Origin of the sequence: Duganella sp. S19_KUP01_CR8, assembly GCF_036688705.1 — a bacterium.
GTDB lineage: Bacteria > Pseudomonadota > Gammaproteobacteria > Burkholderiales > Burkholderiaceae_D > Rugamonas.
In genome coordinates, this window is sequence record NZ_JAQQPR010000004.1 from 108,926 (window position 1) to 120,566 (window position 11,641).

General features: G+C 61.7%; 11 protein-coding genes. 5 read left to right on the forward strand and 6 right to left on the reverse strand.

Annotated features, from left to right (window positions below):
- Nucleotides 1-214 precede the first annotated feature (214 nt).
- From V6M89_RS05670 to V6M89_RS05680, 3 genes are all read left to right on the forward strand, one after another.
- The gene (locus tag V6M89_RS05670) at nt 215-538 is read left to right on the forward strand and encodes an ArsR/SmtB family transcription factor (RefSeq protein WP_332852279.1); all 324 of its coding nucleotides are present in this window, start codon (nt 215-217) and stop codon (nt 536-538) included.
- A complete protein-coding gene (locus V6M89_RS05675; protein ID WP_332852280.1) occupies nt 538-960 on the forward strand; it encodes an SRPBCC family protein in 423 nt (140 codons plus the stop codon). The genes V6M89_RS05670 and V6M89_RS05675 overlap by 1 nt, the downstream gene beginning before the upstream one ends.
- A gap of 98 nt (nt 961-1,058) precedes the next feature.
- Complete coding sequence (locus V6M89_RS05680) at nt 1,059-1,787, forward strand: hypothetical protein (RefSeq protein WP_332852281.1); 729 nt, start codon at nt 1,059-1,061, stop codon at nt 1,785-1,787.
- Between the two features lie 56 nt (nt 1,788-1,843).
- Here the strand turns inward: V6M89_RS05680 and V6M89_RS05685 are convergent, their stop codons facing one another.
- Together V6M89_RS05685 and V6M89_RS05690 are read right to left on the reverse strand one after the other, a co-directional pair.
- Nucleotides 1,844-2,335 (reverse strand): hypothetical protein, encoded by a 492-nt coding sequence (locus tag V6M89_RS05685; RefSeq protein WP_332852282.1) that lies wholly within the window; start codon nt 2,333-2,335, stop codon nt 1,844-1,846.
- A gap of 33 nt (nt 2,336-2,368) precedes the next feature.
- Complete coding sequence (locus V6M89_RS05690; protein WP_332852283.1) at nt 2,369-3,289, reverse strand: hypothetical protein; 921 nt, start codon at nt 3,287-3,289, stop codon at nt 2,369-2,371.
- Between the two features lie 258 nt (nt 3,290-3,547).
- Between V6M89_RS05690 and V6M89_RS05695 the strand changes: the two genes are divergently transcribed.
- Complete coding sequence (locus V6M89_RS05695; RefSeq protein WP_332852284.1) at nt 3,548-5,749, forward strand: OsmC domain/YcaO domain-containing protein; 2,202 nt, start codon at nt 3,548-3,550, stop codon at nt 5,747-5,749.
- 19 nt (nt 5,750-5,768) lie between these two features.
- On the opposite strand, the gene V6M89_RS05700 is transcribed toward V6M89_RS05695, so the two are convergent.
- Both V6M89_RS05700 and V6M89_RS05705 read right to left on the reverse strand, forming a co-directional pair.
- Complete coding sequence (locus V6M89_RS05700) at nt 5,769-6,320, reverse strand: DUF4123 domain-containing protein (protein ID WP_332852285.1); 552 nt, start codon at nt 6,318-6,320, stop codon at nt 5,769-5,771.
- Nucleotides 6,313-6,939, reverse strand: a complete 627-nt coding sequence (locus V6M89_RS05705; RefSeq protein ID WP_332852286.1) for a hypothetical protein — start codon at nt 6,937-6,939, stop codon at nt 6,313-6,315. Before V6M89_RS05705 ends, V6M89_RS05700 begins: the two co-directional genes overlap by 8 nt.
- Before the next feature lie 304 nt (nt 6,940-7,243).
- On the opposite strand from V6M89_RS05705, the gene V6M89_RS05710 reads away from it, so the two are divergent.
- Nucleotides 7,244-8,008, forward strand: a complete 765-nt coding sequence (locus V6M89_RS05710) for a hypothetical protein (protein WP_332852287.1) — start codon at nt 7,244-7,246, stop codon at nt 8,006-8,008.
- On the opposite strand, the gene V6M89_RS05715 is transcribed toward V6M89_RS05710, so the two are convergent.
- Nucleotides 7,966-8,355 carry a hypothetical protein gene (locus V6M89_RS05715; RefSeq protein ID WP_332852288.1) on the reverse strand — a complete coding sequence of 130 codons (390 nt, stop codon included), beginning with the start codon at nt 8,353-8,355 and terminating at the stop codon, nt 7,966-7,968. The two genes, V6M89_RS05710 and V6M89_RS05715, sit on opposite strands and share 43 nt — an antisense overlap.
- Before the next feature lie 9 nt (nt 8,356-8,364).
- Nucleotides 8,365-11,640, reverse strand: a complete 3,276-nt coding sequence (locus V6M89_RS05720) for an nSTAND1 domain-containing NTPase (protein WP_332852289.1) — start codon at nt 11,638-11,640, stop codon at nt 8,365-8,367.
- Between the last annotated feature and the right edge of the window lies 1 nt (nt 11,641).

Below are 11,641 nucleotides of genomic sequence, written 5' to 3' on the forward strand. Positions count from 1 at the left end.
GTGCTGCGATTCAGTTAAGGCTGGGGGTGCTGGGTGTATGCAGGTGAAACTTGCCCGGATTGAGTTTTTTGAAAACTTTCGATGGAGCAATGATTGTGAAGATATCTTGGGTCGTCAGACATGTCAAGCGTGCGCGCATCCGTGTATCTTTCGCTTGACCATCCATAACCAACGGGCTATGATTAAACCCATAACTTAGTGGCTATGAATTGAAATGACAAACTCCCATGACGAGCTGTTTCGCGCGCTGGCCGATCCCACCCGGCGGTCCATCTTCGAAAAGCTATGCACCGGCGGCGAACACACCGTAGGGCTGTTGACCGCCCATGCGCAGGTGTCGCAACCGGCCGTGTCCAAGCATCTGGCCGTGCTGAAGCAGGCCGGACTGGTGCTGGACCGGCATGAGGGCCGCCAAACCCACTATAGCGCGCAGCTGAGGGCGCTGACTCCGCTGTTGGACTGGACCAACCAGATGAGCCGTTTCTGGGATGGCAAGTTCGACGATCTTGATGACCTACTGAAAAGGATGGACCAATAATGAACGCTATCGCTGACCAACTCCGCACCGTCGTCGTCGAACGGGAGTTTGCACATCCGCCGGAAAAGCTGTGGCGGGCGCTGACCCAGCCGCACCTGATCGAAGCCTGGCTGATGAAAAATGATTTCCAGGCCGTGTCCGGCCACCGCTTTAACTTGGAGGGCGATTGGGGCACGGTCGATTGCCAGGTGATGGAAGTCGAACCGCAAAAGACGCTGGCCTACACCTGGAACGCGATGGGACTGGAAAGCGTGGTGACATGGACACTGGCCGCCACCGCGACCGGCACTCATGTGCGGATGGAGCAAACCGGCTTCCGTCCCGACCAGGAACAGGCCTATCAGGGTGCGCAATATGGCTGGCAGCATCTCTTCACCTCGCTGGAGCAGGTGGTGGAGAAGGACGTCGCAGCTTCACATTAATTTACAAAAACTACATAAACCAGCATCGCAGTCCCCTTAAAGTCGTCAACGGCATGAGGAATAAACCTCATGCCCTATCGACTAGAAAAGGGGACACCATGCACCACTCCGCACCGACCTTGGCTGACCAGCAACAACGTTCGTCGGCCCGCACCGCCGGGCTGGCGATCGCCGCCGCAACGATATTATCGACCATCTTTGTGGCGCTGGACCAGGGCGCTTCCGGCAATACGCCGCAGGAGATCATGACCAGCATGGCGGCTATGCGGCCGATGAAGGCGCTGGTGCATTCGGTGGCCATCGCCAGCGTGCTGGCCTACGCTTTCGGCTACGCCAGCCTGGCGAGCCGGCTGGATCTGCGGCGGCCGTTGGTGCTGGCCAGTTTGACGACGTATCTGATCGGCTGCGTAGCGATGATAGGCGCCACCACGCTCGACGGTTTTGTCAGCGGCGACCTGGCCGCGATGTTCGCCGGGGCCTCGCCCGACAGCGTGAAGCAGGGCTATAACATGATCGCCTTCACCGGCGTCGCGTTGACCGATTTGGCGCGGGTGGGCTGGGTGCTGCAAGCCGTGGCCGGAATAGGGTGGTCGTTGGTGTTGCTGGGCGGAGGCGGCCTTCAGCGCGGCGTGGGATTGTTTGGCTTGCTGTCCGGCGCGCTGGTGGTGGGCACCGTCATTGTCGTTGGCGTCAATATGAGCCTTGCGGCCATCCTCAGCATTCTGGTGGCGCAGGCGCTCTGGAATCTGGCGGCCGCGTTTCTACTGGTGCGCAACAAGTTCGTTGCGGCCGTTCATGCCATCGGCGGCGCGGCGCTCGCGGCCTGAACCTGATTGATCGCCGCAGGAGCGCAGACTGCTACGCTCCTGCGGACGGTTGCGGCTTACTTCGAGTTCTCAATGAACTCCAGCACGTTCTCATCGACGAGAGCGTTGTTCTTCACGTGTGCGAGCAGCTTGTTTTCCAGCGAGGCGTCGGAATCGACACTGGCCGTTTGCACGATGGAAGACTTGCCAGCCTGCTTGCTGCCGGCAACCAGCGCCAGGTGCACATTCGAACCGTGCACCACGAACGATTTGACGTCGGAAGAGATGTCCGAATTGTTGGTCACGATAAAGCCCTGGTAACCCAGCTTGGGTTCCGGCTGGACTTCCTCGCTTGCCAGCACGCCTTTCTTGCGCGGCAGATTCTTCGCCAGCGCCAGGATTTCCTTGATCTGGACCGGGTCGGTGACGACAAAAGTCGGGTTGGGGCGGCCGGAGAAGACCAGCAGTTCGACTGTCAGCGACTTCACGATTTCCCCCGCTTGCGCGCCGGCCAGAACGCAGAATGAGCCGACTACCAATAGCGCGTACTTGATAAAAGATTGCTTCATTTGGATATGTCCTATTTTAAGTGGGTATGCGGATCAGCGGATGTCCGCTTTGCCCTGGCCTTGGACGGCGTCCGACGGCGTGAAGAAATAGCCTACGAACAAGGTGTACATGCCGCGGTTGGCCGTTTCCGGATTGGTGATCGTCACGCCGCTATTGTCGACATTGGTCGCGCGCGTTTGTCCGGGCTTGTGGGTCCAACGGCCATCGCTGTCCTGACGATACCAATGGTAGTCAATGCCGGGGGCTACCACCAGCGCGATTTTGGTTTTTCCTTCAGGCGAGGTGCCGGAGCTGGTGGTCGGCACCAGGCCGTCCGCCACGGCTGCGTTGTAGACGGCCGGACCGGTCATCGCGTAACCCGTCACGCCATGGGCGCGGCCTGGCTGGGCGAAGGTGTCGGTGCGCTTGTTGTTGGCGTAGTTGTAGCAGTTGTTATTGCGCTGGATGGTGCTGGCGTCGTTCCAGAAGGTCGGCTGGTAGGACGGGGTCGAATAGATGGGCGGCGGCTGGACCGAGGTGTTGCTGGCCCACAGTACCGTGTTGGCGGCGGATTTGACGACCAGGTTGCCACTCGACAGCAGTTGCAGATAGGAGCCGGGATTGTTGTAGGTGCTGGTGTGGAACAGGACTTCGGTGCCGTTGGGGCCGTAGACGACCAGATTGCCGTCGCCCTGCATGACGGTGGTTGCGCCAGGATGGCCCCAGCTGCTGGTATGCCATAAGGGCGCATTGTCCGCCTGGCGGTACAGGACCAGGTTGCCGTCGCCTTGCATGACCAAGCGGACCAGGTTGTTGTCGACAGGCTTGATGAATTCATTGGCTTGCAGGGTTTCGCCGGCCACCAGCTTGTCCGTATAACTGTGGGCTGCCGAGGCTTGCAGCGCGACGCTGCAGGCAAGTACAGCGGCCGCGAAATGTAGCGGTTTGACGCGCAGAGAAAGTGTTGATGCCATTATTTTTCCTATTTTTTGTGGATTGAATTTGCGTTTCACCAAAAATACGGCCATGGTCATTACGTTCCTAAATGCACCTAATCGCTGGCTTCGGGCTGGATTGTTTGCATGGAAAAAGTATAGGCTTAGCATATCTTTTTGTAAACATTATATTTGGGGCAATCTTGCCGGTGCCAACGTCCCGGTCAACGGCCTTTGCCGCAAAGCGAGAAGGGCGGATAATGGCGGATTATTTTGTGCAAAAATTGGAATTTACCCATGGAAATTAAGGTCAACTTTCTCGATAAGCTGCGTCTTGAAGCTAAATTCGATGATTTCACGGTCATCGCTGACCAGCCCATCCGCTACAAGGGCGATGGCTCGGCGCCTGGTCCGTTTGACTACTTTCTGGCCTCGTCGGCCCTGTGCGCCGCATATTTCGTGAAGTTGTACTGCTCGACGCGCAATATCCCCACCGACAATATCCGCCTGTCGCAGAACAATATTGTTGACCCGGAAAACCGCTACCAGCAGATTTTCAAGATCCAGGTTGAGTTGCCGAGCGATATCTCCGACAAGGATCGCGAAGGCATCCTGCGTTCGATCGACCGCTGCACGGTGAAAAAAGTGGTCCAGGCCGGGCCAGAGTTCGTCATCGAATCGGTGGAGAATCTGGATGCCGACGCCCAGGCCTTGCTGATGCTGAATCCGGCTTCAGAAGCGAGCACCTATATCGCGGGCAAGGATCTGCCGCTGGAGCAAACCATCGCCAATATGTCCGGACTGCTGGCCGGCCTGGGTATCAAGATTGAAATCGCTTCGTGGCGCAATATCGTTCCCAATGTGTGGTCGCTGCATATCCGCGATGCGCACTCGCCGATGTGCTTCACCAATGGCAAGGGCTCGACCAAGGAAAGCGCGTTGGCGTCGGCGCTGGGTGAATACATCGAACGACTGAGCAACAATCACTTCTACGCCGGCACCTTCTGGGGCGAAGACATCGCCGAAGCGCCGTTTGTGCACTACCCGAACGAGCGCTGGTTCAAGCCTGGCCGCAAAGACGCGCTGCCGGCGGAAATCCTGGATGAGTACTGCCTGGAAATCTACAATCCGGATGGCGAATTGCGCGGCTCGCATCTGTACGACACCAATTCCGGCAACGTGGAGCGCGGCATCTGCTCGCTGCCGTATGTGCGGCAGTCGGATGGCGAGGTGGTGTATTTCCCGTCCAACCTGGTCGAAAACCTCTTCGTCAGCAACGGCATGAGCGCCGGCAATACGCTGGTCGAAGCCAAGGTGCAGTGCTTGTCGGAGATTTTCGAAAGGGCGGTCAAGCGCGAAATCCTGGAAGGCGAAATCGCACTGCCAGATGTGCCGCAGGAAGTGCTGGCGAAATATCCTGGCATTCTGGCCGGCATCAAAGGGTTGGAAGAGCAGGGCTTCCCGGTGCTGGTTAAGGATGCGTCGCTGGGCGGCGAGTATCCGGTGATGTGCGTGACCTTGATGAATCCACGCACCGGCGGCGTGTTCGCCTCGTTCGGCGCGCACCCGAGCCTGGAAGTGGCGCTGGAACGCAGCCTGACGGAATTGCTGCAAGGCCGCAGTTTTGAAGGATTGAACGATTTGCCACGGCCTACCTTTGTCAGCAACGCCGTCACCGAACCAAACAATTTTGTCGAGCACTTCATTGATTCCAGCGGCATCGTTTCGTGGCGTTTCTTCAGCGCCAAGGCGGATTACGATTTTGTCGAGTGGGATTTCTCCGGCCACGGCGAGAACTCCAACGCCGAGGAAGCCGCGACCCTGTTCGGCATCCTCGAAGGCATGGGCAAGGAAGTCTACGTGGCGGTGTACGACCAGCTGGGCGCCGCTGCCTGCCGCATCCTGGTGCCGGGCTATTCGGAAGTCTATCCGGTGGAAGATTTGATCTGGGATAACACCAACAAAGCATTGAAGTTCCGCGCCGACATTCTGAACTTGCATCGCCTCGATGATGACAGCCTGGAAGCGTTGATTGAGCGTTTGGAGAACAGCGAGCTGGATGAGTACTCCGATATCGCGACCTTGATCGGCGTCGAGTTTGACGAGAACACGGTCTGGGGCCAATTGACCGTGCTGGAGTTGAAGCTGTTGATACAACTTGCATTGCAGGACTTTGAAGCGGCGCAAGAGTTGGTGGAAGCCTTCCTGCAATACAACGACAACACGCTCGAGCGCGGACTGTTCTATCAGGCCTTGAATGCGGTGCTGGAGGTGGTGCTGGATGACGACATGGAGCTGGACGATTACGTGGTCAACTTCCGCCGGATGTTTGGTGACGCGCGCATGGACGCGGTGATCGGTTCAGTGGATGGCAGCGTGCGCTTCTTCGGCTTGACGCCAACCAGCATGAAACTGGAGGGGCTAGACAGGCACCAGCGCCTGATCGACAGCTACAAAAAACTGCACGTGGCGCGCGCCAAGGCGTCGGCCGCCAGCTAGGACAGCTTTCGTACGCGAATCAATGAGGTTCGCGTACGACGGGGTATTCCTGGATACGCATGGCATCGTCGTGCAGGGCGAACTCGCGCGCCTTGTTGCCGCCGTCGCTTTCCGCGACCAGCCGGGCCAATGGACCGAGAAAAGTACGAAACTCTTCGCTCGTGCACGTGGGCAGATAGGTATTGAGTACACGTGGGTCGTAGTAGCGAAAGGCCAGTAGTTTCCCGTCTTCGGTCTGAACGCGCAGGAATTTTTTCAGATGGAGGCGCTGCTCGGCCAGCGTGATGTCGGCCTTGGCAATGGTGAAGATTCCCCATGCGTTTCCCCAGCCGCGTTTCAGCAGTGCAGCGGCAGCTGGTGAACCTGGCGGCAAATGCACCAGATAGGGGGCCGCCGCCTGCAGGCGCGGGTGTATGTCACCTGAAAACAAGCAGGTATGCTCCAGGCCGCTGGCACGGACAAGATGAACAATGTCAGGATCGCGTGCTCCGTCGAGCAGCCAATGGACGTGCCCGCCTTCCAGTTCGGCGTCACCCGCCCAAAGCGTATTTTGTAGTGTGGCCTCATTCATTGGATGACTCCTGGGTTGCTCGCATTTTCTCGCATATCTCGCAGAATGGAACCCCATCCTTGGCAGCCTCCTCAAGAACTTCTGCCTGGGCAATCTGGTCGGCGGCGGATGCGGACCATTCCGACTCCGCGATAGCAGACGTATCGCTGGCCTGCGTTGTTGCCGCGCTCGCAGTCGGCTCCTGCGCAGGCGATGGGGTTGGGGACGGCATGTCGCTGAGCAGCGGCAGCGCGTCCACGGCGGCATCGGTCGCGCCGGCAGACGATGGGCCGACCAGCCGCCCAGGAGCAGCAAGCCGGCTGTGTTCTTCCACCACCACCACAGCGCCGGTCGCCATGCGCCGCGCAAGCGCGTGCTGCCATCCGTCCACGCCCGAATGCGCGCCGGCCAACGATGGGCCGGAGCGTTGCAGAATCGACTTGAGTTCGGAGCGCGCACCAGGCTCGCCCAGCCAATAGCGCAGATAGTCGAAAGCGTCGCCGGCCGACGTGAAGCGGCGCCGGGTGCTCATCGCCTGTGAGCGGCTCCATGCGGCCAGACCGTGTTCGGCTAGCCCCGGGGATCGGTAGAACAACACGCGTGTCGGATGGCGCCAAAGGCTGGCAAGCGGATGCTGCATACGGTGAAATCCCGACATTGAAATCGATTCGACTTACTTCCTTCGTTGTTAATCATATACCAAAACTATTGCAGCTTGTCGGCGCGCGTTGGGTGTCCGCGCTTCTTGCTCTCTTCGCCTGCTTTATCCGCTCATTCACCGTGATATTTCAGCTAAATGAGGGTAGGCGTTACGGTAACTCTACCGCGATCTTCCGGCCGTAAGGTGGGCGGAAGGTATTTCTCCCGGTAAGGCAGTACATTGATCACAGCAGCTTGCACATGCAACTGCGAACCGCCTCGCACACTTCTTACGGGATGCCTAAATGAATGCTCGTTGTCAGCCTTCCGTCGCTGCACCGGATACCGTGCCGCCAGTCGATGAGATATGGCGCTTCGTCAAGCAATTGCTGGCCAGCCCGACCTTTGCCAAGGCGCCCCGCATGTGCCAGCTGCTGACCTTTCTACTGCAGAGAAAGTTGAGCGGCTGCGCACATGAAATCAACGAATACGCGATCGGGCTCGGCGTGTACGGACGCGACTCGGGCCAGTACGACACGGCGCTCGACCCGTCCGTGCGGGTGCAGGTCGGCCGCTTGCGCAACCGGCTGAAAGCGTATTACGCCGACTCGTCCGTGTCGGCGGGCGTGCTGATCACGATACCGCTGGGCGGCTATGTGCCGGTGGTGCGGGCCAACCTGCAGCCGCAGGCGCTTGCGCGCGGCGCAGGCGGCTTGCATCTTGCGCCCTTGCGCAACCTGGCGGCGGCCGGCACGGCGGATGCTTTTGTGTTCGGACTGGACGAGGAACTCGGGTCGCGCCTGTACCGCCATGGCGCCAGCCTCCAGCTCGATGGCGCCGGCGCGGCTATGCCGCTGCGCCTGGAAGGCAGCGTGCGGGTGGAGGAGAATCGGGTGCGCGCCTCCATGCGGCTGGTGGACACCGGCGCCAACCGGGTGGAGTGGCTGTCCCAGTTTGACCGCTGCGGCCATCTCGGCATCTCCCTGCAGGAAGAGCTGGCCGCAGCGATATGCAGCGAGGTGCAGACTTATCTAGGGTGGTCCCCCATTGGCGGGATGTTGACTTCCTGAGGATCGATGAAGTAAGTCGCGTTGCTCAGGGTGTTGAAGTAGACGATGAAATACCTGTAGATGCCGAATTTCTCCACATTACCCAAGGTCAGCGCGGACAAGCCACGCGGGCCGAGTTGATAGTCGATCGACTCGCTCCTGTTCGGCAGGATTTGCGTGATCGTCCAGCCGTTGCTCGTCGATGCGGCGTCAAGCACGAACATGCAGCACGACGGTTTGAACAGCATCAGGTCACACACGTTGGTGGTGACATATTTGTTGGTGTTGGGATCAACATAACTGTAGGTCACGGTGGTGGGGTTGTCGATGTGGACAATGATGTAAATCTGTTGGATGGGTTCGGCCATGGCGATGTCTTATAAATGAGTGGATAAGAATTGAACATATGACTGGTCGCGGTAGTTGATTTTGCTGAGTCTTTTCACCCCCGGTTCGATTGCCTCGCTGTCATGCAGGCATAGGTTGGCCCGGACCCACGGGTCCAGGAGTTGATGATTCATGGTGGTCTTGATTTCATCGCCGACGACGACGCGCACTTGCTCGCAGCTGGCGCGCACCGACGCCGGCCGCGCGCCCGACGCCTCCTCGATCGCGGACCACAACAGCAGTGACTCCAGCCATGCCACGCGCATGCCGAAGTTGTTGGGGTTGTCCTGGTAGAGCGCGCGCAGGCGCTGCCCGGCCGTGTCGGCCTGCCGGCGCGCAGCCGCCACCTGTCCGGAAGCGAGCAGGCCGGCGGCCAGGCGGGTGCGGGCGATCGCCTCGCGCCGCTCCCAGCTGGAATTCTTCGGATCCAGGGCGAGTATCGCCTCCAGCGTTTGGTGCACTTCGCCCAGCGGCGCCAGCATCTGTTGCGGCGGCCGCGTGCGCGCCAGCAGCCGCAGGCGCTCCTGTTCCAGCGACGCCAGCTCCACCTGCCAGGCGCGATTCTTGCCGTCCTGCGCGGCGATGTGCGTGAACATGCGCTGGGCTTCGTCATAATCGCGCAAGGCCTCGGCGTCCTGGCCCATGGCCGCGGCCAGCATGGCACGGTGCTGCAGCGCCACCACATGACGGTGGACCCACATCGCATCGCCCGGAAGGCGCTCGTGCAGCTGCGCCACCAGCTCCAGTTCCTTGGCGTACAGCTGGCGCGCCTCCTGCAGTTCGCCCAGCGCTTCCCGGGCCGACGCCAGCCATGAGTAGCTGGCGGCCAGGTCGGCCGCGACGGTGTGGGACTGCGGCGCGCGGTCCAGCGCCCGCCGCTTGAGCGCGATCGACTGCAGGAAGTCCGGCACCGCCAGCGCCGGCTGGCCGCGGGTGATAGCCAGGCTGCCCAGATTATTGTGGGCGTACGACTGTTCCACCCACCACTCCGGATTGTCCGGATCACGCTCGTGGAGCAGATCGGCGAAGCGCAGATAGTCGCGCCACGCGGTTTCCGCCGCCGCCAGATTGTTCTGATCCTTGTGCATCTGCCCCACCCAGTAGGCATTGTCACCGAGCGCCTTGAGCACCTGGGTGTCGTGCGGCGTTGCGCGGTGCTGGCTCATCAGGATGGCACTGGCCTGGGTCAGCGCATCGAGGGCGCGCGCGGAATCGCCGCGTGAGCGGCTGACTTCGGCGATCACCTGCAAGCCCTTGGCGCGCAGCGTCAGCGCCGTGGGGTTGAGCGTCTGGTCCGGCGAGTTGTTCAGATATTGCAGCGCCTTGCCGCTGACGCTTTCGAGAAAGTCCAGCCGTCCCAGCGGCCGCAGCTTGTCGGCAAAGTCGCCCAGCATGAAATGCATCAGGCTTTCGGCCTCGTTGCGCCGCTGTTCGGCCGACCGCTTGGCCTGGATGGCGCTCACGCCCAGCAGGGAGGCCAGCAGCGACAGCACCACAATCAGCGTCAGCGCCGCCCAGCGCACGAGCTCACGCTGACGCGCGCGCTGCCGCGAGGCGCCGATCAGTTCGAGCTCGGCCTCGGTCAGCGCCAGCACGCCGCCCTGCAGCACTTCCAGCGCTTCGCTCAGTGGCTTGCCTCGCGGCAGCAGCAAGTCGGCCGGGCGGCCCTCGTCGCGCCAGCGCGCCGCCTGCTGGGCCAGGGGGCCGCGCGCCCGCAGGGCGTTGCGGTGGGTCGCGATCCAGTCGGTCATCCGCGGCCAACGGCGCAAGATGGCGTCATGGGCAATGCCGAACACCGGCGTGGAGCCGGCCAGGTCGCTGATGAACAGCCGCGATTCGACCAGCGCCGCCAGCGCCTGCTGCGCCGACTCGCCACGCAGCGCCGAGCACGGCGCGCGCTGGCTGGTGACGGTGTCGCCGTCGGTCGACAGCACGGTCACGAGCGACATCAGATGCGGCAGCGTGGCGCGCTGGGCCTCGGTCATGGCCAGCACCACCCGCTCGGCGCGCAGGCCGATGGCGCCTTCCAGATCGCCCAGCTGGTGGAACGCCTCGAAACTCAGTTCGCCTTCCGGCGTGCGCAGGCGATACAGCTCGTGCAGGCAGTATTGCAGCAGCGGCAGGGCGTCCGGGCTGGCGGAGGCGCTTTCGCACAGCATGTCGTCAAGCCGCGCGCCTGTGGCCGGATCGACGCCGAAGGTCAGCCGCGCGGCGGCCGCCGGCCGGCGGATGATTTGCGCAATGTCGCTGAAGCCGGGCGCCCTCAGGTCGAAGTGGCCGCCGTGGCGCCGGCCCTCGGTCAGCGACGGATACCTGGCGATGCTGGGATAGAAATCGTTGCGGCAGGCCACGATCAACAGGACCGCGCGGCTGCGCGCAAGCTGGTCCAGCGTGTTGAGGAAGGCCAGCCGCTCTGCCTCGGCGATACGGCTGGCGTTGAACAGCGCCTCGAAGCCGTCGAGGAAAATGCCGAAGCGAAGGCCATCCTGGCGCGGCGCCTGCGCCGCCAGATGCGCCGCCAGGGCGGCAATGACCGCGCCGCTATCCCGCTCCAGGCGCAGGCCGAGCGAGATCGCGCTCTCGCCCGGGAACGCCAGTTGTTCGCCCCATTGCAGATCGAGCAATGCGCCGGCCAGCGCGGTGAACAAGGTCTGCTCGCCCTGGTCGAGCAGGGCGAAGGTGGTCGACGCCAGCAGGCCGACAGCGCCGGCCGCGCGGCGGCCTTCCAGCAAGGGCAGCAGGCCGGCCTGGATCAGCGAGGTCTTGCCGGTGCCGCTGGGACCGAGCACCATGGTCAGCGCGTAGCCGGCGCGCACCTGTTCGGCCACGGCTTCGTGCAGTTGCCGTATCACCTCGTCGCGGCCAAAGAACACGTCGGCGTGCATGGCATCGAACGGCAGCAGGCCGCGGAACGGCGAGCCGCCAGCCCAGGCCTTGGCCGAGCTGCGGGCGTTGAAGTCGAGCGGGGCGACGGTGCGGTAGCCGCGCATGCGGATGGTTTCGATGTAGGCGGGGGTGCGGGCGTTGTCGCCCAGCAGGCGGCGCAGGTTCGCGATGTTCTTGTGCACCGGGCTGTCGCCGAGCATGGTGCTGCCCCAGCATTGTTCCAGCAACTGCTCGGTGCTCAGCACCGCGCCGCGCGCGTTGCATAACGCAAGCAATACGTCCATCGTCCGCGGCTCCGTCTGCCGGATGCCGTCGGCATTTTCGATGGTGTTGGCGGATGGATCAACCAGCCATTCGCCGAACTCAAAAGCGTGCTTCATG

Bases quoted from the DNA above. Each gene is read 5' to 3' on its own strand.
- V6M89_RS05695 (WP_332852284.1), top strand. From the start codon at position 3,548: ATGGAAATTAAGGTCAACTTTCTCGATAAGCTGCGTCTTGAAGCTAAA.
- V6M89_RS05680 (WP_332852281.1), top strand. From the start codon at position 1,059: ATGCACCACTCCGCACCGACCTTGGCTGACCAGCAACAACGTTCGTCG.
- V6M89_RS05720 (WP_332852289.1), bottom strand. From the start codon at position 11,640: ATGAAGCACGCTTTTGAGTTCGGCGAATGGCTGGTTGATCCATCCGCC.
- V6M89_RS05710 (WP_332852287.1), top strand. From the start codon at position 7,244: ATGAATGCTCGTTGTCAGCCTTCCGTCGCTGCACCGGATACCGTGCCG.
- V6M89_RS05690 (WP_332852283.1), bottom strand. From the start codon at position 3,289: ATGGCATCAACACTTTCTCTGCGCGTCAAACCGCTACATTTCGCGGCC.
- V6M89_RS05685 (WP_332852282.1), bottom strand. From the start codon at position 2,335: ATGAAGCAATCTTTTATCAAGTACGCGCTATTGGTAGTCGGCTCATTC.
- V6M89_RS05705 (WP_332852286.1), bottom strand. From the start codon at position 6,939: ATGCAGCATCCGCTTGCCAGCCTTTGGCGCCATCCGACACGCGTGTTG.
- V6M89_RS05700 (WP_332852285.1), bottom strand. From the start codon at position 6,320: ATGAATGAGGCCACACTACAAAATACGCTTTGGGCGGGTGACGCCGAA.
- V6M89_RS05670 (WP_332852279.1), top strand. From the start codon at position 215: ATGACAAACTCCCATGACGAGCTGTTTCGCGCGCTGGCCGATCCCACC.
- V6M89_RS05675 (WP_332852280.1), top strand. From the start codon at position 538: ATGAACGCTATCGCTGACCAACTCCGCACCGTCGTCGTCGAACGGGAG.
- V6M89_RS05715 (WP_332852288.1), bottom strand. From the start codon at position 8,355: ATGGCCGAACCCATCCAACAGATTTACATCATTGTCCACATCGACAAC.